21 protein-coding genes and 2 pseudogenes are annotated in these 21,693 nt (G+C 44.0%); 9 read left to right on the forward strand and 14 right to left on the reverse strand.

Features of this window, described 5'->3' with window-relative positions; translation table 11 throughout:
- Positions 1-9: 9 nt before the first annotated feature.
- The 3 genes from recF to dnaA form a co-directional block, all read right to left on the reverse strand.
- Positions 10-1,092 carry a DNA replication/repair protein RecF gene (gene recF, locus B3J29_RS11165; protein ID WP_175966510.1) on the reverse strand — a complete coding sequence of 361 codons (1,083 nt, stop codon included), beginning with the start codon at positions 1,090-1,092 and terminating at the stop codon, positions 10-12.
- A 25-nt stretch (positions 1,093-1,117) separates the two neighbouring features.
- A complete protein-coding gene (dnaN, locus tag B3J29_RS11170; RefSeq protein WP_005233130.1) occupies positions 1,118-2,266 on the reverse strand; it encodes a DNA polymerase III subunit beta in 1,149 nt (382 codons plus the stop codon).
- 109 nt (positions 2,267-2,375) lie between these two features.
- On the reverse strand, positions 2,376-3,758 hold the full coding sequence (gene dnaA, locus B3J29_RS11175) for a chromosomal replication initiator protein DnaA (protein ID WP_004780349.1): 1,383 nt from the start codon (positions 3,756-3,758) through the stop codon (positions 2,376-2,378).
- A 659-nt stretch (positions 3,759-4,417) separates the two neighbouring features.
- On the opposite strand from dnaA, the gene rpmH reads away from it, so the two are divergent.
- From rpmH to mnmE, 5 genes are all read left to right on the forward strand, one after another.
- Positions 4,418-4,552 carry a 50S ribosomal protein L34 gene (rpmH, locus tag B3J29_RS11180; RefSeq protein WP_000831329.1) on the forward strand — a complete coding sequence of 45 codons (135 nt, stop codon included), beginning with the start codon at positions 4,418-4,420 and terminating at the stop codon, positions 4,550-4,552.
- 29 nt (positions 4,553-4,581) lie between these two features.
- A complete protein-coding gene (rnpA, locus tag B3J29_RS11185) occupies positions 4,582-4,977 on the forward strand; it encodes a ribonuclease P protein component (RefSeq protein ID WP_034706193.1) in 396 nt (131 codons plus the stop codon).
- A gap of 9 nt (positions 4,978-4,986) precedes the next feature.
- Positions 4,987-5,307 carry a membrane protein insertion efficiency factor YidD gene (yidD, locus tag B3J29_RS11190; protein ID WP_004780345.1) on the forward strand — a complete coding sequence of 107 codons (321 nt, stop codon included), beginning with the start codon at positions 4,987-4,989 and terminating at the stop codon, positions 5,305-5,307.
- A 5-nt stretch (positions 5,308-5,312) separates the two neighbouring features.
- Positions 5,313-7,076 carry a membrane protein insertase YidC gene (yidC, locus tag B3J29_RS11195; RefSeq protein ID WP_175966512.1) on the forward strand — a complete coding sequence of 588 codons (1,764 nt, stop codon included), beginning with the start codon at positions 5,313-5,315 and terminating at the stop codon, positions 7,074-7,076.
- Between the two features lie 92 nt (positions 7,077-7,168).
- On the forward strand, positions 7,169-8,524 hold the full coding sequence (mnmE, locus tag B3J29_RS11200) for a tRNA uridine-5-carboxymethylaminomethyl(34) synthesis GTPase MnmE (RefSeq protein WP_004780343.1): 1,356 nt from the start codon (positions 7,169-7,171) through the stop codon (positions 8,522-8,524).
- 41 nt (positions 8,525-8,565) lie between these two features.
- Here the strand turns inward: mnmE and B3J29_RS11205 are convergent, their stop codons facing one another.
- Both B3J29_RS11205 and B3J29_RS11210 read right to left on the reverse strand, forming a co-directional pair.
- Positions 8,566-9,711 (reverse strand): MFS transporter, encoded by a 1,146-nt coding sequence (locus tag B3J29_RS11205; RefSeq protein WP_175968154.1) that lies wholly within the window; start codon positions 9,709-9,711, stop codon positions 8,566-8,568.
- A gap of 170 nt (positions 9,712-9,881) precedes the next feature.
- Complete coding sequence (locus B3J29_RS11210) at positions 9,882-10,145, reverse strand: metal/formaldehyde-sensitive transcriptional repressor (RefSeq protein WP_175966515.1); 264 nt, start codon at positions 10,143-10,145, stop codon at positions 9,882-9,884.
- 56 nt (positions 10,146-10,201) lie between these two features.
- Here B3J29_RS11210 and dmeF point away from each other — a divergent pair.
- Positions 10,202-11,137: pseudogene (gene dmeF, locus B3J29_RS11215) on the forward strand (CDF family Co(II)/Ni(II) efflux transporter DmeF).
- A 136-nt stretch (positions 11,138-11,273) separates the two neighbouring features.
- Positions 11,274-11,972 (forward strand): DsbC family protein, encoded by a 699-nt coding sequence (locus tag B3J29_RS11220; RefSeq protein WP_175966517.1) that lies wholly within the window; start codon positions 11,274-11,276, stop codon positions 11,970-11,972.
- Between the two features lie 84 nt (positions 11,973-12,056).
- On the opposite strand, the gene B3J29_RS11225 is transcribed toward B3J29_RS11220, so the two are convergent.
- From B3J29_RS11225 to B3J29_RS11245, 5 genes and pseudogenes are all read right to left on the reverse strand, one after another.
- Complete coding sequence (locus tag B3J29_RS11225) at positions 12,057-12,314, reverse strand: GlsB/YeaQ/YmgE family stress response membrane protein (RefSeq protein WP_005233088.1); 258 nt, start codon at positions 12,312-12,314, stop codon at positions 12,057-12,059.
- Positions 12,315-12,490: 176 nt separating this feature from the next.
- Complete coding sequence (gene hpt, locus B3J29_RS11230; RefSeq protein ID WP_004780337.1) at positions 12,491-13,018, reverse strand: hypoxanthine phosphoribosyltransferase; 528 nt, start codon at positions 13,016-13,018, stop codon at positions 12,491-12,493.
- A 211-nt stretch (positions 13,019-13,229) separates the two neighbouring features.
- A complete protein-coding gene (gene guaD / locus B3J29_RS11235) occupies positions 13,230-14,549 on the reverse strand; it encodes a guanine deaminase (RefSeq protein WP_175966519.1) in 1,320 nt (439 codons plus the stop codon).
- 199 nt (positions 14,550-14,748) lie between these two features.
- On the reverse strand, positions 14,749-15,714 hold the full coding sequence (locus B3J29_RS11240) for a TerC family protein (protein ID WP_175966521.1): 966 nt from the start codon (positions 15,712-15,714) through the stop codon (positions 14,749-14,751).
- 331 nt (positions 15,715-16,045) lie between these two features.
- Positions 16,046-17,237, reverse strand: a pseudogene (locus B3J29_RS11245) (sugar transporter).
- A 293-nt stretch (positions 17,238-17,530) separates the two neighbouring features.
- On the opposite strand from B3J29_RS11245, the gene B3J29_RS11250 reads away from it, so the two are divergent.
- On the forward strand, positions 17,531-17,818 hold the full coding sequence (locus tag B3J29_RS11250; RefSeq protein WP_175966523.1) for a GNAT family N-acetyltransferase: 288 nt from the start codon (positions 17,531-17,533) through the stop codon (positions 17,816-17,818).
- Here B3J29_RS11250 and B3J29_RS11255 read toward each other — a convergent pair.
- Positions 17,811-18,164, reverse strand: a complete 354-nt coding sequence (locus B3J29_RS11255) for a hypothetical protein (protein ID WP_175966525.1) — start codon at positions 18,162-18,164, stop codon at positions 17,811-17,813. The genes B3J29_RS11250 and B3J29_RS11255 overlap by 8 nt on opposite strands.
- A gap of 202 nt (positions 18,165-18,366) precedes the next feature.
- Here B3J29_RS11255 and B3J29_RS11260 point away from each other — a divergent pair, with 202 nt between their 5' ends.
- The gene (locus B3J29_RS11260) at positions 18,367-18,837 is read left to right on the forward strand and encodes a BLUF domain-containing protein (protein ID WP_175966527.1); all 471 of its coding nucleotides are present in this window, start codon (positions 18,367-18,369) and stop codon (positions 18,835-18,837) included.
- Between the two features lie 58 nt (positions 18,838-18,895).
- On the opposite strand, the gene B3J29_RS11265 is transcribed toward B3J29_RS11260, so the two are convergent.
- The 3 genes from B3J29_RS11265 to mpl all read right to left on the reverse strand — a co-directional run bounded on the left by B3J29_RS11265 (position 18,896) and on the right by mpl (position 21,690).
- Positions 18,896-19,816, reverse strand: a complete 921-nt coding sequence (locus B3J29_RS11265; protein ID WP_175968155.1) for a zinc-dependent alcohol dehydrogenase family protein — start codon at positions 19,814-19,816, stop codon at positions 18,896-18,898.
- An 18-nt stretch (positions 19,817-19,834) separates the two neighbouring features.
- Entirely contained in the window at positions 19,835-19,978 is a 144-nt protein-coding gene (locus B3J29_RS11270; protein ID WP_004780326.1) for a hypothetical protein, read from the reverse strand.
- A 347-nt stretch (positions 19,979-20,325) separates the two neighbouring features.
- Positions 20,326-21,690, reverse strand: a complete 1,365-nt coding sequence (gene mpl / locus B3J29_RS11275) for a UDP-N-acetylmuramate:L-alanyl-gamma-D-glutamyl-meso-diaminopimelate ligase (RefSeq protein WP_175966529.1) — start codon at positions 21,688-21,690, stop codon at positions 20,326-20,328.
- Positions 21,691-21,693 lie beyond the last annotated feature (3 nt).

Genomic DNA, 21,693 nt, shown 5'->3' on the forward strand with positions numbered 1-21,693 from the left:
ATTTAAAAACTATTGCACAACAACTTGAACTGTACCGTTTTCAACATTGAATAACTGATATGAGATAGACAGATCATGTAGGTGCTTTTGTACTGATTCATGGTCTAAAGTGGTAATAAAAACTTGACTACCAAGCTGGCTCAATCGCTCAATTAAACGTTGTTGTGCGGTTAAATCTAATTCTGCTGTCACATCATCTAATAATACCACAGTTTCCTTATTACAAGAATGCAGCATTGCGATTTGCGACAGTTTAAGTGCCATCATTAAAAGCTTTTTTTGTCCGCGAGATAAGATCACATCGGCATCCCCCAAAGGGGTCTTGAGACGCAAATCTGCGCGATGTGGACCATATTCGGTATAGCGCCGTTCTACATCTTTGTCATGATGATTGGATAGGTCATTTAGCAGGCCATGTTCACTGTGAAAGCCGGGACTGTATTCCAGAGAAATCTCCAGATCCGGTAATAGATGTTTGAGTTCATCCTCAAAAAATGGCTTCCACTGTTCCATGATGCCGACACGTTGGGAGTGCAAAATCTCACCATATTCGCTCAGCATCTGGTTCCACGCTTCCAGATCAGACAAACTTAGAAAACGTTTGGATTTAAGCAGACTGTTCCGCTGTTTTAGGGCTCGTGAATAATATTGCCAGGCATGATAAAACTCTGGTTCCACGTGGAACATTAACCAGTCCAAAAGCTGACGACGTGGTTTGGCACCATGATCGATAATATCGGTACTCTGCGGATCAAGCATTTGTAAGGGTAACATCTTGGCAAGCTGACCTTGGGTTGCAATCGCATCGCCATTGACCTTGATCAGCTGTTCCCCGCTGGCCATTTTTTGCATGCCGACTTTTTCAGTTTCCGATTGGGCGAACACAATCGCATCCGAGGCGCCATGCTGAATGTAATTTTTCGGGATATGGGTACGAAAGGAACGTCCTGTGGCCAGTAAATGAATAGCTTCCAGTACTGAAGTCTTGCCCGAACCATTTTGGCCATAAAAAACATTAAACGGTTGCAATCCCTGGAGTGCAACCGTTTTTAAGTTTCGTACACGTTCAATATGAAGACGCGTAATATGCATGGCGTTGGCTTAGCTTAGCTGTCGCTTAGACACGCATTGGCATCACGACATAGGTCTGATCGGTATGAGATGGATCCTGAACCAGCACAGACTGATTCGCTTCAGTCATGGTCATGGATACATCTTCACCGTCCAGTACACCTAGCACTTCAATCAGGTATTGCGCATTGAATGACATTTCCAGTGGTGCATCTGCATACTGGATCGCCAGATCTTCAATCGCCTCATCCTGTTCTGGGTTATTGGCACGAAGTTGTAATGAACCGGCATTAAAGTTCAGGAATACGCCACGCAGTTTTTCATTACTTAGAATAGCCACACGTTGTAAGGATTGCTTAAACACGTCATGCGCAATAATCACATTCTTGTCGCCGCCACGTGGAATTACACGGCGGTAGTCCGGGAATTTACCATCAATCAGTTTCGTGGTGAAACGAACTGTGATATCAGCCTGTTCTTTATCACGGCTGGCCATACGAATGGTTACATTCAATAATTCACGACCAATCAACAACAAGAGTTGTTCATCTTCAACGCTTAATAAACGTTGCAGTTCAGCGACTGCCTTACGTGGAACAATGGCTTGAATCGGTTGAGTTGCTGTCGATTGGGCTGCTGTTTCACACAATGCCAGACGATGACCATCTGTCGTTACCGCACGAAGCTGATTAGCGTCAATTTCAAGTAAAGTACCAGTCAGGTAAAAACGTACGTCCTGCACTGCCATGGCGAAAGCCGTTTTTTCAAACAGACGTTTTAATTCGCGCTGAGTCACAGTGACTTGTGTGCCTTGAGTATTTTCAGTATTCAATAATGGATAGTCATCCGCAGGCAAAGTACCGAGCACAAAACGACTATTTCCAGATTTCAGGATACAACGCTGGTCATCGGTAATTTGCAGATCAATCAGGGCTGCTGATGGCAGAGATTTACAGATATCAATCAGCTTACGTGCTGGAACAGTGGTTTCACCCGCTTGCAAGCATGCACCTTCAGCCAACTGTGTGCTGGCCACCAGTTCTACTTCAAGATCCGAACCAGTGACGGTCAAAGCTTCAGCAGTCACCTGGATTTTCAGGTTTGAAAGAATATTTAAGGTATGGCGACGTTCAACCGCTCCTACGACATGTGAGAGAACATTCAGTAAGCTTTCTTTCGCGATTTTTAAACGCACGGTACATTCCTCTAAAGCTGAAGATTAATAAGATAAAAGTTGAATTTTTAGCAGTTAACTATGCGGCAAAACAGGCCGCATAGCAAGAACAGAATTTGAGCGTTTTAGGTCAACTCTGCAACAGGCGTTGCAGGTTTTTATAGTCCTCATTGAAGATCGGATCTTCTTCACGCAAGCTCTGTACTTTTTCGCAGGCATGCATGACTGTACTGTGATCTCGACCGCCAAAAGCCATACCAATTTCCGGGAAACTATCTCCGGTCAGTTCACGTGCCAGACCCATTGCAAGCTGACGTGGACGGGCATAAATACGAGTACGTTTTGGACCCACTAGCTCTTTAAGCGGAATGCGAAAATATTCACTCACGACACGCTGGATATTTTCAGTGCTGATGGTCCGGGCACGAATTGCGAGGACATCTTTCAAAGACTCACGTACCACATCCAGATCAATCGGCGTTCCTTTAAAACGCGAGATAGCCACCACTTTGTTTAGCGCACCTTCAAGTTCACGGACGTTCGCCACCACTTGTTGGGCGATAAATAGCGCACAGTTACGTGGTAAATCTACACCGGTGTTTTCGGCTTTTTTCAGCAAGATTTCAATTCGGGTTTCGATATCGGGTGGTTCCACACCTACAGAAAGTCCCCAGGAAAAACGTGAAACCAGACGTGGATCCAGTTCGGTCAATTCTTTAGGGTAACGATCCGAGGTGAGGATAATTTGCTTCGATTCATCCAATAGCGCGTTAAAGGTATAGAAGAACTCTACCAGACTGGCTTCTTTACCTGCGAGCAAATGAATATCATCGACTAGCAAAAGATCCAGTGAACGGCAGTTTTTCTTAAACTCTTCAACCTTGCCCTGTTGCAAGGAACTGACAAAATCCTGTACAAAGCTTTCTGCAGTCATATACATCACGCGGGCATTGGGTTTTGCCTGCAATAATGCATTCCCGACTGCCTGCATCAAGTGGGTTTTACCCAGACCAGTCGGGCCATATAAAAATAGCGGGTTATGCTGCGAAGCACCGAGTTGGGTTAACACCTTACGACAGGTTTCAGCCGCCATCTGGTTAGAACGGCCTTCAACAAATAACGAGAAGGTAAATAAAGGGTTAAGCTGACGTTTACGGCTATTTTTGCCTGAATCTTCTTTTTCTTTCTTAGGACGCGGTGCTGGCGCAACCACAGGTGCAGATTCCAAAGCCGCTGTTGTCGTCGCTGGCTGTTCACTGGCAGATAAAATTGCACCTGGGCGGGAATCCACCAGAATTTCAACTTTACGTACGCGACCTTCAGATAGCTGTTCGGCCAAAATCGAAATCAGTTCCAGATGATGCTCTTGAATGTAGCGCGTCCAATACGGATTAGGTGCATACAGACGCAGGGTATCGTCCAGCTCTTCTGCAACCAATGGGCGAATCCACATTGTAAAGACATTTCCAGAGAGCTCTTGTCGCAAGCGATTTAAGCAGTCTGTCCAAAGCATGTGAATCCCCTATTCATTCCATTGTTAATCAAAAAAAAGCTGACCGCGACCAAAGCGGGTCGCCATTCTAACCAAGTTATCCACATCTGTCATGGCAATTTCCACAGATTTTGCGCAAAAAGCAGTCATGGTGGATAAATTTAAATTTAAAAAGCTGGTGTGGATAAGTTTATCCGCAAGCTGTGGATAAAATATAGCACAAAGTTATCCACAAAGTATAAAATTAATAAAAACAGTTTTATCCACAAACTAAGTTTTTGTTTATTTAATAAAAAATTACCTTTTCCACAGAAAAAACCCGGCCTAATAATAATAAATTTAAATTTATAAATTTGAATTTATTTATAAGATTTGGTTCTTTTGTGGATAACTGAGAAAAGTTTAAATTTAAATTCAAAACCCAGGAGTTCAATTTAGATTTCACATAAGTTGTGGATAACTATGTTGATATAAGTGTTAATAACTTATATTTGATTTTAAAACAAATGGTTATATTGTGGTTAACTTATATATAGGTATTTGAATACAATTTTTTTAATCCCTATTTACATTTTGATTCCAGTCTTATTTGAAAAGAAAATGGCTTTTGCATTGACAGCTCAAGCAATGAGCACTAAAATCGCGGACCTTTATAGAAAGATCATTTTTGGAGTTTCAATATGAAACGTACATTCCAACCATCTGAATTAAAGCGTAAACGCGTTCATGGTTTCCGTGCTCGTATGGCTACTAAAGCTGGTCGTCAAGTTCTAGCTCGCCGTCGTGCAAAAGGTCGTCACAGCTTAACTGTTTAATCAGTTAGGCTTTGCCGATTTTGGGTGTTATGACTACACTTTATAGTTTTGGTACAGAGCTTCGTTTACGCTGTGCTGCAGATTATAAAGGAGTCTTTGATGGTGCGCTTTTTAAAGTGCATCAACCCCATTTCCTTTTTCTTGCAAAACATTCCGAACTGCCAAACAGTCGTTTGGGTTTAGTTGTTGCTAAGAAAAAAGTGCGCCGTGCGCACGAACGAAATCGAGTAAAACGACTTGCTCGCGAAAGTTTTCGCCTGCATCAACAGCAACTAGATGATTTGGATATTGTGGTTATGCCTAAAGTAGGTATAGAAGCGGTACCGAACGCAGAGTTGCATCAGCAATTACAATTTGCCTGGCAGAAACTCAACCGTCTTGCCAAAAAGCATTCCAAAATAGCATCATCCTCCCCACAAAAGTAGAGATGGCCAATGGTACGTTTACTGCATTGGTTAATACGTTTCTATCAGATTGCGATTAGTCCTTTATTGGGACCACGCTGTCGTTATATTCCAACATGTTCTCAATATTCCTTGGAAGCAGTCCATACACATGGAGCTGTACGTGGTGTGTGGCTGGCTACTCAGCGTATTTGCCGTTGTCATCCGTGGGGTGGCTCTGGATATGATCCGGTTCCCCCGAAAGCGATTCGTTTTATTTCATTTCAGCAAATAGATTCTCAAACGCTTCACGTTGCTGTACCCTTTCGTGATCGTTTATTGAACCAAAATCACTCTAACCACTTGGGGTAATACATATGCAACAATGGGCCAGGATTGCAATTCTCGGAGCCATGTTTGTTGTCGCATATTTGCTTATTTTGGCGTGGCAAAAAGATTATGGCAATGTTGAAACCAAACCACAGCAAGAAGCTGCGGTCGTTTCACATGAAGTATCTGCAGATTTGCCAAATGCTCAGACGGCGACAGCCGCTTCTGATCTGCCACAAGCAAATATGCCAGCGCAGCAAGCAACGGATGCCACCGCACCTGTAAGTCAGCAGCTTATTTCAGTACAAACTGACCTTTATCATCTTTGGATCAACCCTAAAGGTGGTGATATTGTTCGTGTTGAATTACTCAATCATGACAAGAATAAAGACAGCGATGAACCATTCGTCATGCTGGAAAGCGATGCGAAACGGACGTATGTCGCTCAGTCGGGCCTGATCGGTCTGAATGGACCGGACAGCAGCCGTAATGGCCGTCCAACCTATGAGCTGGAAAAAACGGCTTATACACTGGCAGATGCCAAAGCCACTAAAAATAAAGATGGCGAAACTGTTAAAGTACTTTCTGTACCTATGGTCTTTAAAACGGCTGATGGTGTAGAGGTCATTAAAACCTTCAACTTTACTGAAGGTGAATATCCGATAGTTGTGAATCACAAAGTGGTCAACCGCAGCGGCCAGACCTGGCAAGGTCAGATGTTCGGTCAGATCAAACGTGACAATTCCGAAGATCCAGGTAAATCTGATCAGGGGATCTTCACACTGGGTACGTTCCTAGGCGGCGCTTGGGGTACACCGGATGAAAACTACAACAAGTTGAAATTTGACAACTTTGTTGAAGAAAAACTCAGCACTGAAGCCAAAGGCGGCTGGGTTGCGATGGTGCAGCACTACTTTGTCAGTGCATGGGTACCAGGTAACCTGAAACTGACACAGGGCAATGGCGAGGCCTATACGGCGAAGCTGGAATCACGTAAATCAACTGATAACATGAATATCATTGGTTTTACTTCTCCAACTTTCAATGTGCCTGCAGGCACCGTAGCTGAAATCGATGCGACCTTCTACTCTGGTCCAAAAGTTCAATCAGAGCTGAAAGATCTGGCGACTGGTCTGAACCAGACCGTAGACTATGGCTGGTTATGGCCAATTGCCAAACTGCTGTTTGTTGGTCTTGAGTTCTTTCACGGTCTAGTGGGTAACTGGGGCTGGGCGATCATTCTGTTAACTGTACTGGTTAAACTGATCCTGTGGCCATTGTCGTCGAAGAGCTACCGCTCTATGGCGAAAATGCGTGTGATTGCACCTGAAATGCAACGCATGAAAGAAGAGTTCGGTGAAGACCGTATGCGCTTCTCTCAGGAAATGATGGCACTGTACAAACGTGAACAGGTGAATCCACTTGCTGGCTGTTTACCACTGTTACTGCAAATGCCAATCTTCCTGGCACTGTACTGGGTATTGATGGAATCTGTAGAACTGCGTCATGCACCATGGATGTTCTGGATTCAGGATTTATCTTCAATGGATCCTTGGTTTATCCTGCCATTGATCATGGGTGCGACCATGTATATCCAGCAGATGCTGAATCCGCAACCAACTGATCCAATGCAGGCGAAAGTGTTCAAGATTATGCCAGTGATCTTTACAGTATTCTTGCTGTTCTTCCCGGCAGGTCTAGTGTTGTACTGGATTGTGAACAACTTGATCACGATCTTGCAGCAAACATTGATCAACAAGTCTGTTGCCAAAGACCGTGCTAAACGCGATGAGGCAACACCAGTCAACTAAGTTGTACTGATGGGCTGAATAAATCCGCTTAAGATGGTAATCTTGAGCGGATTTTTTTTGCTGTATTTTTAAGTTTTTTCTAGGTGAATGTTATGCTCGACCGAACTACGATTGCTGCGATTGCAACTCCCCCAGGACGTGGCGGTGTAGGTGTCATTCGCCTGTCGGGTCCCCAGTCTTATGAAATTGCCCAGGCTTTGAGCCAAAAAGATTTGCCCAAAGCCCGTTTTGCTGGGTTTCGCCAGTTCTATGATGCAGCCGGTGAAGTAATGGACGAAGGTCTGGTGATTTGCTTCCCGAATCCGAATTCCTTTACCGGTGAAGATGTAGTGGAACTGCAAGGCCATGGTGGCCCGGTGATCCAGAATGCCCTGTTGGGCCGTTTGCTGGAACTGGGTGCTACTGCAGCCAAAGCCGGTGAATTCTCGATGCGTGCCTTTGAAAATGGCAAGTTGGATCTGGTGCAGGCCGAAGCCATTGCGGATCTGATTGATGCCACTTCTCAAGCGGCGGCACGTTCTGCCGTACGTTCGCTGCAAGGGGCATTCTCGACTAAGGTGAATACGGTATTAGAACAGCTGATTCACTTGCGTTTGCATGTCGAAGCGGCGATCGATTTCCCGGAAGAAGAAATCGACTTTCTGGCGGATGGCAAGATTTTAAATTTGCTGGATGGCGTGGCGAATGCCGTCACTCAGGTTCAGCAATCTGCACGTCAGGGGCAGTTACTGCGTGAAGGTCTGCAAGTGGTGATTGCCGGTAAACCGAATGCAGGTAAATCTTCCCTGCTGAATGCCCTAGCAGGTAATGAACGTGCGATTGTGACCGATATTGCCGGAACCACCCGTGATGTGCTGCATGAAAAGATTACATTGAATGGTCTGCCGATTACCCTGACCGATACTGCTGGTCTGCGTGAAACCGGCGATATCGTGGAAAAAGAAGGTATTCGCCGCGCGATTAAAGAAATTGAACAGGCCGATCTGCTGTTGCTGGTTTATGACCTGAGCCAAGGAGATGACCCATTACAACTTGCTCAAGAATATTTTGCTGAGCATCTCGAGCCAAAGCGTCTGATCCTGATCGGGAATAAAGCCGATTTGACCGGTGCCGATGCTGTTATGGGAGATTTTAAAGGCTTCCGTCATATTACCGTCTCAGCCAAGCAGGAAACCGGTGTCCAATCGCTCATAGATGCGATTACAGCGCATGCAGGCTTCCAGCCTGAAGAAGATACCTTTATTGCCCGTACCCGCCATTTAGATGCAATGAAGCGCACTCAGATGTACTTAGCTGAAGCTCGTGAGCAACTTGTTGTTTATAATGCAGGTGAACTGGTCGCAGAGTCTTTACGTCTGGCACAGAATGCGCTGGGTGAGATTACCGGTGACTTTAGTGCGGATGACCTATTGGGCAAGATATTTGGATCATTCTGTATTGGTAAATAATATTTAAAAAATAAAAAAGCCCTCAAATGAGGGCTTTTTTATTAGGCTTTTACCTGTAGTTTTTGATGCCATAACCACAAAATTAGACAGAGTACACTGATCGCCACACAGAAGCTGATCACGGCAAAGCCTAAGCCAAAGTGATCAGCCAGATAACCTACCGCGATAATCGGCACAATCGTGCCCAAATAGCCTATAAACAGGTAAGTCGACATCACGGCTGCACGGTTTTGTAAGGTTGTGATCGCATGAATCACACCGAATGCGCCCATTAAGGCAAAACCATGTCCAATCCCGAATAGGATATCACTGGCAAAGAATAAGATACTTGCTTTAAGGGTCATACAGAGTGCAAGGCTAACTAAGCTCACCAGCATAATCATCAAGCCAATATTCAGACATTTTTTTGCAGGAACAGCTTTAGCAAAGAACTGCACCACAGCAGAAATCAGCAAAATGCATGTAATGGCAGTACCGCTGACCAAAGGACCATGCCAGGGCAAGATATCCTGCACAAAAGACGGTGACAGTGAAGCAAATAAACTGAAAGCAGCAAAGACATTAAATGCAGTTAACCCCACAATCATGAACACAGCATGATACTGAGGTTCAGGACGCAGTAATTTCGGTGCAATACTAAAAGGTTGGCGTTCAAAAGCAGGTGTTTTTAGCCAGAATAATCCGACAAAACACAGCACTGCCCCCAAAATAATAGGAAGGTAGGGAGTAACTAAAGGGGTTTGAGAAAACTGCGCAATTACCCCACCCACAAACGGCCCCAAACCAAAACCTATGGCCGTCAGAATCGATACCAGCTGCGGTGCAAGCTGCTTATGAGACTCTGGAATGGTTTGCATCATGCCCAGCATTGCTGAAGTGGTCATCAGACCTGAAGCAATGCCAATAATAAAACGGCCCACCGACAAAATCAGCGCATTCTCGGCAAAGACTGAAATGACCAAGCCAATGCTGATAAATACCAAGCCAATTTGCAGGGTTCTTAGGAAACCAATCGTATTGCTGGTACGTCCCAGGAATAACAAGGTACCCAGACAGCCAAACATATAAGCGACAAAAATATAGGTAATCTGGCTTGGGGATAAATGCCAAATCTGTTGATAAATGGGGTAAAGCGGACTTGCCAGTGCTGTGCCGATGGTACCCATAATTAATGCAAGACTGACCATGGCGAAAGGTCGCCATGAGATATTTTCTGTCATGTAGCTGCCGTAAAAGTTTCACCACATAAAAGAATGATGTGGAAGAAAGAAGAGAATGGGTGGCAGTGTATCGGTTAGATGAAAAAGGGGTCAATTATCTTGCTGTAAAAAAAACAAAAAAAGGTTGAGCCAAACAATTAGCCATAACGCTTTAATAATTTTAAAAACTCAGGCAGTTCTTCTTCATTGACCGTAGCTTCTCCAATGACATGCTCTCTTAAATGGGTCTCGATCAATTCATTCATCAAACCGTTTATGGCACCTTTAATGGCTGCAACCTGTTGTAAGACCTGAATACAGCCTGTCTCAGGATTCAGGAGAGACTGCTCTACGGCGTTCATCTGGCCTTGCAAGCGCGGTACCCGGTTTAATATTTTTTTATCATCATGTACATGACTCACCACAAATTTCCAAAAATAAATATACTAGGGGGGAGTATTAATAGCAGTTCCCTTTTATGCAAAAACATACCGCCAATTCGCACAGCCATTAATTTGATGAAGGTAATCCACTCGCACAGAAAAAGATTCTGTTTGCCACGATTCTGACCGCGGTCATGATGGTGCTGGAAGTATTAGGGGGATGGATCTTCCAGTCAATGGCTTTGCTTGCCGATGGCTGGCATATGGGCTCGCATGTGTTGGCCTTGGGGCTGGCTTACTTTGCCTATAAAGCGGCCCGCCATTATGCGAATGATCCACGTTTTAATATGGGTACTTGGCGGATTGAAATTCTGGCCAGTTATAGCAGTGCGATTTTATTGCTCGTAGTAGCCGGATTTATGGCGATTCATTCGGTAGAACGCCTATTTTCGCCAGTTCAGATTCATTATAACGAAGCCATTCCAATCGCGATTTTAGGGCTACTGATTAACCTGGCCTGTGCCTGGTTGCTGCATGATGATGGGCACCATCACCATGATCATCATCACGGAAATTCCCATCACGAGCATGATAATAATCATGGTCATCATGACTTGAACCATAAAGCAGCCTTTCTGCATGTGGTAGCTGATGCTGTGACTTCTGTTCTGGCGATTATTGCTCTATTTGCCGGAAAATATATGGGCTGGGATTTTCTCGATGCAGTACTGGGACTTGTCGGCTCAGTCCTGATTGCACGCTGGGCGATTGGCCTGCTAAAGCAAAGTGCCAAGACTTTACTGGATGCCGATATGGATGTCCCAGTGGTCGAAGAAATACGTGAAGTCATTGCTGAATATGGAAGTGATCTACACTTAACTGATCTGCATGTATCGAGGGTCGGTAAAGGTAAATTTTCCTGTTTTGTTGCCGTTCAAACGGAAATCCCTATTAGTGCTGATCAAATCCGTGAAACGATCTCTATTCATGAAGAAATCGTGCATATCTCAGTGGAAATCAATCAGCATTAAAGGGTCAATGTTCCACGTGAAACATAATTGATTGAGTAATTTGATTTGAAAATCACGCTACATAAAATAGTCAGAATTTTCTTTGTAAAAAGACTAAAATCGGAACACATTTAACTTGGACCTGAGCAGGACATTCATGCAAATAAGAAATATGCTGCTGGCTTTGACCCTATTCCCTGGCCTCAGCTTTGCCAATGTGGATACGGTTAAAGCCAATCTGGCAAAAAACAGTCCCAACCTGAAAATTGAAAATATTCAGCCTACCGAAATGAAAGGAATCTATAGCGGTTCCATGCAGGGACAGATTGTCTATCTGAATGAAGATGCCCAGCATCTCCTAGCCGGTTCAATGTTTCGGATCCAGGACCAGCATAATCTGACTCAGGATTTATTACTCAAACAAAACAGTGTCGACTGGAAAAAGTTACCGCTTCAGGATGCAATTAAATCAGTCAGAGGGACAGGAAAACGTCAGCTTGCCATCTTTTCTGACCCAAATTGCCCGTATTGTAAACAACTTGAAGTAGAGCTGAAAAAACTTAAAGATGTCACCATTTATACTTTCATCCTGCCTTTAAAACAGCAGTCAATTGCGCCATCTAAACAAGTTTATTGTGAAAAAAATCCGACCCAAGCTTGGGAAGACCTAATTGGTCAAGGTATACAGCCTAAATCGAAAAAGAGCTGTGCCAACCCGATTGAACGTAATAAACAGCTGGCACAATCACTCGGTGTAAATGGCACACCAGCAATTATATTCTCGAATGGTTTTAAGGTTATAGGCGCTCAGCCGGCAGAACAGATTGAACAAGGCTTCAAAGAATTCGGCCTGTAAAATTCTGACCATGATCAGCAAATAAAAAAGAGCACCTATCTAGGCGCTCTTTTTTTTATGAAAGAAACTTATTCCAAGCAGAGCTTAGATCCGTTTACGTTTAGTCACCATATTGTAGATAAACAGGATGACTATGGCACCGATCACTGAAGCAATGAAGCCTGCGGCAGAATCTTGGGAGTACAAGCCCAGCATACGTCCGGCAAAGGTCGCAACCAGTGAACCGGCAATCCCCAGCAGGGTCGTAACAATGAATCCAGCCTTGTCATCACCAGGATGAATCGCGCGTGCAACCAGACCCGCAATAAAACCCACCACAATCGCAACGATAATTGACCACATCAGCATACTCCTTGTTATCATGTCTTTGTTTTTACATCAGGTTTATCTTGCGGCAAGAAAAGCCCTGAAAAAAGTCATGTCCTGCAACGGGCTGTTGCGTTTTTGTTTGCTGTGTTACTGAAATGATTCAAGAAATAAAAAAAAGTGGCACGAAGCCACTTCTTTTAAACCGGTTCTTAAAGACCGATTTCACCAATAAATGGAATATGACGGTATTTTTGATCATAGTCCAGGCCATAACCGACAATGAACTTGTCTTCGACTTCAAAGCCCAGGAATTTTACTTCCAGCTCGATTTCACGACGTGAAGGTTTGCTCACCAAAGTGCATAGTTCAATTGAGTTTGGCTGACGGGTTTGCAAGATTTCCAAGACTTTGCTTAAGGTATTACCTGAGTCGATAATATCTTCAACCACCAGCACATCTTTACCACGGATTTCACCGTCCAGATCTTTCAGGATTTTGACATCACGGCTCGAAATCGTACCGCCGCCGTAGCTGGATACAGTCATGAAGTCGAGTTCATGTGGCTTGGTAATGGCACGACACAAGTCTGCCATGAAAATCACTGAACCGCGTAACAAACCGATAAGTACAAGCTCTTTGTCACTATTGGCATAGTGTGCATCGATTTTAGCACCAAGCTCTTTGACTTTAGCTTGAATTTCTTCAGCGGAAATCATTACGCTCATTTGAACGGTCATGGGTAGATACCTAAAAAATAAAAATAGCAAAATAAAAAAGGTGTTGACCTGCAACACCTGAATTGCAGCAATTTTAATACATCCTTGCTTGAGATGCACCTGTTTTACTTGCTGTAAATGTAATCAATTTTTGGGCTGCTGTGAATCTCTCTTCAGCGCAAAAGCACAGACGGCGACGATTGCAGCCAAAATGATCCTACGCTGACGCGATTTATTGGGCCTTGACATAGACAGCCTGTCCATAGACATAAGTTGCTGCAATATTACGGTCATCTCCCAGCATGGTCAGTGCAAAAAAGGAGTCTTCAATATTTTTGGCTCTACTCTGGCGCAGTTGTTGTAAAGCGGTGGCATTGAGATCCAGTACCACAAAGTCTGCTTCTTTGCCCACATTGAAATTCCCCAAGCGGTCATCCAGACTTAAGGCTTTAGCACCACCCAGGGTCGCATAATATAGCGACTCAAAAGCCGAAAGTTTTTCTCCTTGTAGTTGTTGCACTTTATAAGCTTCATTTAAGGTTTGCAGTTGGTTAAAGGAGGTTCCTGCCCCGATATCGGTACCTAAGCCGACTTTCACGCCTTTATCCCAAGCTTTCTTCAGCGGAAATAAACCGCTACCCAGGAACAAGTTTGAGGTTGGGCAGAAGGCAATCGCAGAGTCGGTTTGATGCATGCAATCCCACTCCCCTTCCTCCAGATGCACACAATGCGCAAATACGGATTTAGCACCGGTCAGCCCATAATGATGATAGACATCCAGATAGCCTTCACGTTCCGGAAAGAGTTCTTTTACCCAGGCAATCTCGTTTTTATTTTCACTGAGATGAGTATGGACATAGACATCTGGATATTCAGCTTTTAACTGGCCTGCTTTTTCTAGTTGTTCAGGCGTTGAGGTCGGAGCAAAACGGGGCGTAATCGCATAAAGATTACGTCCCTTACCATGCCATTTCTCAATCAGGGCTTTAGAATCGCTATAGGCAGATTCTGCGGTATCGGTTAGGGCTTCAGGTGCATGGCGGTCCATCAGCACTTTACCGGCAATCAGACGCATATTCTGTGCTGTAGCCGCTTCGAATAGCGCTTCTACCGAAGCTGGATGAACGGTACAGAACACCAAAGCTGTGGTTGTGCCATTCTTCAGCAATTCCTGAATAAAAAACTGTGCCATTTTCTGGCTATACGCCGGATCCTGAAACTGGATCTCAGTCGGGAAGGTGTAGGTATTTAACCATTCCAGCAGCTGTTCACCATAGGCACCAACCATTTCGGTTTGCGGGAAATGGATATGGGTATCAATAAAACCTGGCACGATCAGCTGCTCAGGATAATGAGCTACCTGCACTCCTTCAGGCAGATGCTGCTGACCTTCCTGCCAGGAACCAAACCACTGGATTATTCCATTTTTTATGATGAGTAAACCATCTTCTATATAACGCACTTGGTCGTGAAGTTCACGTGCTTGGGCAACTGTATTCTTGATATCCAGGAAGCGACCGCGTATTGCCGTCGTTGCAATGATAGAAGACATTTAAAACCTGCGCTTTTTGATTTTTTCGATTGATTGTAGCTGAAAAAATTGGCATGTTTATATGAACATTCATATTTAACCATGCGTATTTTTTATGAGATCAAATAATCACGCGTAATTTCAAAAGAGCGTGCGTGTGCAGCCAAGCTTGTAGACAAATAAAAAAGCCTGCATCAGCAGGCTTTTTTGATGCTTAATCTTACAGCGTAGTTTCGTTATGTTTCTTGCTATGACGAATCGACAAAATCGCAGTCACCGTCAAGACAATCACAATAAAGCTCAGTGAAATCCAGATCGGCATATGGAATACATCCAGCATCAACATCTTAAAGCCGATAAAGACCAGAATCAAACCTAGGCCATAAGGCAGATAATGCATTTTTGAGGCTGCACCTGAGAGCAGGAAGAACATTGCACGCAGGCCTAAAATTGCCATCAGGTTCGCGGTAAGCACAATGAAGGGGTCGGTGGTAACAGCAAAAATAGCAGGAATAGAATCGACTGCGAAGATCACATCAGAGGCTTCGACCAGAATCAGCACCAAGAATAACGGCGTTGCCCAAAGCAAACCATTTTGACGGACAAAGAATTTATCGCCCCGAAGTTGCGGGGTGATACGCATATGTTTACGTAGCCATTTCAGAATGGCCATATCTTCAATATTGCTGTCTTCTTCATGCTGACCACGCAGGAATTTGAAGCCAGTATACACCAGGAACGCACCGAAGAGATACAGAATCCAGGAGAATTCCTGTACAAACCAGGCACCAATAAAAATAAAGATTGTTCTGAGCACAATTGCACCCAGTACACCATATAATAGCAATTTACGTTGTAGCGCTGGTGGAATGGCAAAGGCGGCAAAGATCATCAGCCAGACAAAGACATTATCAATTGCCAGGGATTTTTCCAGCAGATAACCGGCAAAGTATTCCATGACCTTGGTATTGGCAATTGCCGCACCTGCAGTCTGCTCCAGATACAGCCATAATCCACCACCAAATAAAGTCGCGACACTGACCCAGGCGATACTCCAGTAGGCAGCGGTACGGACTTTTACTTCCTGACCATGCTGATGTTTAAAGCCGACAAAATCGATCACCAGCATGACGGCGACAATTGCGAAAAAGACAAGATACAGCCAGAGCGTACCAATTGTTTCCATGTGAATTCTCCACATCGGACGACTGGCCATAAAAAAACCTTGACCAGCTGCCAGATGAAAAACATCTATAACAACATGATCAAGGTCTTGCCTACATCTTTGTGCTCTACTGGAGGAGATCCAGTGTGACCTAAAGATGCTCAGATACCGACTTTTTGCAAAGTGTAATGACGATATTCTGACACGTTTAAAAACTGAAATTTTATTCTTAAACGTTTGGAGGAGGCTACTCCCCTTGTTCAAACTCAATTCTGTTTGAGCAATTGCTCAATATCAGATGAGCATGACAGATTTTATGCATAATCACAAATTATTTTACAAAAAGCAGCGTTTAATCAGCGGCTTTAGGCAAAAAGTCTAGGCGCTGAACCAAATAAAGACTAAGCAGAAATCCAAGGATCGCCAGCCCTGCGCCTACCCAGCCAATACTCGATAGCCCAATCTGAAGCGTGACTATACTGCCAAGCAAAGCTCCTCCGCCAATACCGACATTATACAGGCCTGAATAAATGGCCATGGCAACATCGGTGGCATCTGCAGCCAGGTTCAGGGTTTTGGATTGTAGGGCCAGGCTAAAGCCAATAATGCTCAAACCCCACAGCAGAGATAAGCCAGAGAGGCCTGTGACTGTGCTCGACAGTGGTAATAACAGCAGCATGGAAATAACCAATCCAAAAGTAAAAGCAGGAATAGTCATTTTTGGGAACTGGGCAGCAAAACGGCCAAACAGATAGGAGCCTAGGAATCCTGCCCCGCCATAAACCAGAAGTAAAGTTGTGGTCTGGGCTGAATCAAAGTGGGCGATATTCAGGGAAAACGGTTCAATATAACTATAAGCGGTAAATTGCGCCGTAATCACCAGAATGGTGAGGGTAAAGACTAGCATCAGGCTTGGACGTTTGATCAGGCTTTTTAAGCTGCTGAGGGAGCCTGAATTGACACTTGGAAGCAATGGCAAGGTTTTGGCCAGAATCAGGCAAATGATCAATGCGAGACACGCAATCAGGGCAAAACTATTACGCCAGCCATGCCTCACCAATCATCCGGCCAAATGGAATACCGAGCACCATCGCCATCGCCGTTCCAGTGGCCAATAAACCGAGTGCCTGAAACTCTTTACCTTTCGGTGCAACCCGAACCGCGAGTGAAGCGGTAATCGACCAGAACAAGGCATGTGCGATGGCAATCCCTATCCGGCTGATCACCAGCGTGCTAAAACTCCAGGCAAAATAGGACAGCACATGACTTAAAATAAAGACCGCAAAGACCAGCATCAGTAGAAAACGCCGTTCTATGGCTTTAGTGAGCAGCATGATCGGAAGAGATAGTAGGGCCACGATCCAAGCATAAATGGTCAGCATGATGCCGGCCTGAGTGGCGGACATGGCAAAGCTTTGCCCGATTCCACTCAGTAATGCCACAGGAATAAATTCGGTAGTGTTAAAAATAAAAGCCGCACAGGCTAAAGCGATGACACCAATCCATTGCTTGGTGACGGAAGAAGCGGAAGATGAGTCAGACATACGAAGTTGCATGCAAAAAGATGCTGCATTCTAATCCTGTCTTTCTCAATTAGGGAGTAGGTAAAATTAAATTTTTGGGGGTGATATGTGATGACTCAAACTGCATCACCCTCAATCAGGCAAAATAGAGAAATAAAAAGTTATCAATATTTGAAAAAAATCACAGGAAATGATGAAAGAAAATAAAAAATTTCATCCAATATTAAAAACTTAACAATAATTCATATTATTTCTTTAAGAAGATGTTTTAAATTAAATAAACCAATAATTTTATTAAGGGATCAGCCTTCAGTATGGACATTCAACATCAAGATTCAAAACGCGGCGGTGTATTTTTTATGGAGGAAGATGGTCGACGTCTTGCTGAAATTACATATCAGTGGCAAGAAGCATCGACCATCTTGGCTGATCATACTTGGGTAGATAATTCCTTACGCGGTCAAGGCGTAGCACGCAAAATGCTGGATGTGCTGGTCGACTTTGCCCGCAAGAATAGCTTAAAAATTATTCCCCAGTGTTCCTATGTAGATGTCATGTTTAAACGTGATCGCAGCCTACAAGATGTTGCAGCTGCTATTTAGCAATTGAATTAAACTTATCCAAAATAGAGATATGTTGTAATTTGCCCTTAAGTGCAGGTACAGAAATACGCTGCAGCAGGTTATATACGCCATAACCTGCCATCAGGCCTGTGCTGTTCCATAACACTTCTTCATATTTGCCTAACAGCGTAAGTATTACCATCATCAGGCTTACACTGATATAAAAAAACATACGACGGCGAACAAACTGTAAAAGCGTCCAGCCTATAAAAACCGAACTGAGCAGAATATTGGTCTCGGTCGTCAAGGCCAGTTTATTCAGCATAATTAAAAGCATAAAACATATACACAACAACGCTACAGTGAAAATCAGATCTTTTAACATCAGGTTTCACTCCTTCATTATTATTGCTATATATCTGAAATCATTGATTTCCTCTCAGGAAGTAATTGTTAGAAGTTTTTTTTGGAAAAGCAAACCTAAAATAATGTAAGCAAAAACGGATATTTGCTTAAAAAATGATCGACTAAAATTAAAATAATTGATTAAATTATGTTTTTAATTCTTTCTGCAGTGAGATGACCTTATGCTACAGCTTTGCTACGCCAGTGAGCGGATAGAATCTGAACAAGAGTTATTACAGGATCTTAGCGATATATTATCTGTAGCGAGAAAATTTAATAAAACTCATCAGATTAACGGGGTTTTATATTATTCCCATGGCAAGTTTTTTCAATGTCTGGAAGGTGAAGCAGAGGTGGTAGAAAATCTGTTTCAGAGCATTTGCCGTGATCCACGCCATCATCAGGTGCTTCGCTTTCAGGATGCAACAGTAGAACATCCACATTTCTCGGAATGGTCGATGAAATATGTCCATAAACATAGTGAAATTTCTTCTTTATTTTCACGTTTAGGTTTAGACCAGTTTGAACCTCATGCATTGCAACAGGACCAGTTGAGTGGATTCCTGAAGCTGCTCTATCGTCTGGATGAAAATCAGGCCAATCTTGCTTCTCCTCAAGGTTATAAACAGCGTGGTTATATTCCCTATTTTTAATTGACGCTAAAAAATAAAAAAGTCCGCTATGCGGACTTTTTTTGTTGTCGATAATGATTTAAGTCATTTCAATCATGACCTTTAAAGCCTTTTCGTCAGAAGCATGTTTAAACACATCATAGGCCTTTTCAAATTCAGCAAACTTGAAGTGATGGGTGGCCAGTTTTTCCAGTGGCAGTTTGCCGGAGCAGCAGGTCTTGAGCAGCATACCAGTGGTATTGGTATTGACTAGGCTTGTGGTTATGGTCAGGTTCTTGATCCAGAGTTTATTCAGTTCAAAATTGACGGATTTACCATGTACACCGACATTGGCCAGATGTCCGCCCTCCTTGACGATGTGCTGGCAGATATTCCAGGTGGCTTCCAGGCCCACTGCTTCAATGGCACAGTCCACCCCTCGCCCATCAGTGAGTTCCAGTACACGTTGAATAGCATCCTCATTGGCTGAATTCACGGTATGGGTAGCCCCAACCGTTTTGGCAAATTCTAGCCGGTTGTCATCTACATCGACCATGATGATATTGGCTGGAGAATAAAACTGGGCAGTGAGCAAGGCACTCATGCCAATCGGGCCGGCACTGACAATCGCCACATTGTCCCCCGGTTTGACTTGACCATATTGCACACCAATTTCATGGGAGGTTGGCAAAATATCGGAAAGAAAGACCGCAACATCTTCATTCAAACCTTCTGGTAAATGATAGAGAGAAGTATCGGCAAATGGGGTTCGGACATATTCGGCATGAGTGCCGTCAATCATATAACCCATAATCCAGCCACCCTCGTTTCTACAATGGGCATACAGCTGTTTCTGGCAGTTTTCACAGGTGCCGCAGCGGCTGACACAGGAAATAATCACCCGATCGCCCTTTTTAAAGTTTTGAACTGCGGAACCGACTTCTTCCACAATACCAATACCTTCATGACCGAGAATCCGGCCATTAAAGCTGCCGGTTTTTTCTTTTGCAACCTCCTCAATTTCGGAGCTTTTACCTTTCTATATCCCGAGGTCAGTACCACAAATGGTGACTTTGCTAAGTTTGATAATGGCATCAGTAGGTTGCAGAATGTGGGGAATGGGACGTTCTTCAAAGCGGATATCATTGGCGCCGTAATAAACCATGGCTTTCATTGTTGTCATGACAGATCTCCTAGGGGAATGAGGGTCTGAACAAGATAGATAAAGCTATTTTTTTGCTGTCTTTACAGCCTGGAAAATCATCAGGAGGGTTGAGGATAAAAGAGGATCGAAATGCTATTATTCTTATTGATTGTGACTAGAGCACTCAAAGACTGCAATGAGTCTTATGTTCAGATTGCAACAAAAGATAATGAAAAGAAAAAAGATAAATTTTAGCTGTTTTAACATTGAAATAAGAAAGTTGATTTGAACTTGGATGAGGGTCGATATTCTTAAAAAAGATAGAAAGCGAATTTAATTTTTTAAAATAAAAAAGCCCGCTATTACGGGCTTTTTTATATAAATTTTTAAGCTTTTAAAGCACTAATCAGTTTTTGATGCAGACCGCCAAAACCACCATTGGACATGATTACCACCGCATCGCCCTCACCTGCTTCAGCCACCACGGTCTGGATAATCTCATCCAGAGTACGTGCGACTACAGCTTTATTTGGCGCAGCATCAATTACCGGTTGCAGATCCCAATCCAGGCCTTCTGGCTGATACCAGATCACCTCATCGGCCAGACGCGCGGAATGTGCTAGGCCATCTTTATGGCTGCCCATACGCATGGTATTGGAACGTGGTTCAATAATCGCCCACAGTTTACGTTCACCGAGACGTTTGCGTGCGCCATCAAGGGTGGTATCAATCGCAGTTGGGTGATGGGCAAAGTCATCATAGACTTCAATGCCGCGTACAGTGTCCAGCAGTTCCATACGGCGCTTAACACCGCCAAAGTTTGAGAGTGCTTCACAAGCCGTTTCAATAGAGACACCGACATGTTCAGCAGCAGCAATCGTGGCTAGTGCATTGGCTACACTATGCTGACCCGTCATATTCCATTTCACTTCGCCTTTCACGATATCGTGTTGCAGTACCTTGAAATGAGAACCATCTTCTGAAAGCTGTTCAGCATAAAGCTCAGATTTCTCATTGGTGTCTAATGAAGTGCGAATAACAGGTGTCCAGCAGCCTTGCTCTAACACTTCATCAATATTTGTTTCAGTAATTGGCGCAATAATGCGGCCTTCACTTGGAATGGTACGCACTAAATGGTGGAACTGTTTCTGGATTGCTGCCAGATCATCAAAGATATCAGCATGGTCAAATTCCAGGTTGTTCAGAATCGCAGTTTTAGGATGGTAATGCACGAACTTGGAACGCTTGTCGAAGAAAGCAGAATCGTATTCATCGGCTTCAACACAGAAGTATTTACCGCCACCTAAGCGCGCACTTTCAGAAAAGCCAAGCGGGACACCGCCAATCAGGAAGCCTGGCTCTAAACCGGCCTGATCCAGTACCCATGCCAGCATGGTGGTGGTTGTCGTTTTACCATGCGTACCGGCTACACCTAAAACGTGTTTACCTTGTAGCACATGATCTGCCAGAAACTGTGGGCCTGAAATATAAGGCAGGCCTTCATTCAGCATATATTCCACGGCATCAATACCACGTTTCATGGCATTGCCGACAATCACCAGATCCGGATGCGGCTGTAAATGGCTACGGTCATAGCCCTGCATTAAAGTAATGCCTGCATTTTCCAGCTGGGTCGACATCGGTGGATAAACGTTTTGATCCGATCCTGTCACCTTATGGCCTAGATCACGTGCCAGTAATGCCAGTGAACCCATAAAGGTGCCACAAATACCCAAAATATGCAGATGCATCTA

It is taken from the genome of Acinetobacter sp. UBA5984, from assembly GCF_002429925.1.
Classification (GTDB): domain Bacteria; phylum Pseudomonadota; class Gammaproteobacteria; order Pseudomonadales; family Moraxellaceae; genus Acinetobacter; species Acinetobacter variabilis.

Coding starts and splice junctions, on each gene's coding strand:
- recF (WP_175966510.1), bottom strand. CDS start 1,092: ATGCATATTACGCGTCTTCATATTGAACGTGTACGAAACTTAAAAACG.
- dnaA (WP_004780349.1), bottom strand. CDS start 3,758: ATGCTTTGGACAGACTGCTTAAATCGCTTGCGACAAGAGCTCTCTGGA.
- rpmH (WP_000831329.1), top strand. CDS start 4,418: ATGAAACGTACATTCCAACCATCTGAATTAAAGCGTAAACGCGTTCAT.
- rnpA (WP_034706193.1), top strand. CDS start 4,582: ATGACTACACTTTATAGTTTTGGTACAGAGCTTCGTTTACGCTGTGCT.
- yidD (WP_004780345.1), top strand. CDS start 4,987: ATGGTACGTTTACTGCATTGGTTAATACGTTTCTATCAGATTGCGATT.
- yidC (WP_175966512.1), top strand. CDS start 5,313: ATGCAACAATGGGCCAGGATTGCAATTCTCGGAGCCATGTTTGTTGTC.
- mnmE (WP_004780343.1), top strand. CDS start 7,169: ATGCTCGACCGAACTACGATTGCTGCGATTGCAACTCCCCCAGGACGT.
- B3J29_RS11205 (WP_175968154.1), bottom strand. CDS start 9,711: ATGGTCAGTCTTGCATTAATTATGGGTACCATCGGCACAGCACTGGCA.
- B3J29_RS11220 (WP_175966517.1), top strand. CDS start 11,274: ATGCAAATAAGAAATATGCTGCTGGCTTTGACCCTATTCCCTGGCCTC.
- B3J29_RS11225 (WP_005233088.1), bottom strand. CDS start 12,314: ATGTGGTCAATTATCGTTGCGATTGTGGTGGGTTTTATTGCGGGTCTG.
- hpt (WP_004780337.1), bottom strand. CDS start 13,018: ATGACCGTTCAAATGAGCGTAATGATTTCCGCTGAAGAAATTCAAGCT.
- guaD (WP_175966519.1), bottom strand. CDS start 14,549: ATGTCTTCTATCATTGCAACGACGGCAATACGCGGTCGCTTCCTGGAT.
- B3J29_RS11240 (WP_175966521.1), bottom strand. CDS start 15,714: ATGGAAACAATTGGTACGCTCTGGCTGTATCTTGTCTTTTTCGCAATT.
- B3J29_RS11250 (WP_175966523.1), top strand. CDS start 17,531: ATGGACATTCAACATCAAGATTCAAAACGCGGCGGTGTATTTTTTATG.
- B3J29_RS11255 (WP_175966525.1), bottom strand. CDS start 18,164: ATGTTAAAAGATCTGATTTTCACTGTAGCGTTGTTGTGTATATGTTTT.
- B3J29_RS11260 (WP_175966527.1), top strand. CDS start 18,367: ATGCTACAGCTTTGCTACGCCAGTGAGCGGATAGAATCTGAACAAGAG.
- B3J29_RS11270 (WP_004780326.1), bottom strand. CDS start 19,978: ATGACAACAATGAAAGCCATGGTTTATTACGGCGCCAATGATATCCGC.
- mpl (WP_175966529.1), bottom strand. CDS start 21,690: ATGCATCTGCATATTTTGGGTATTTGTGGCACCTTTATGGGTTCACTG.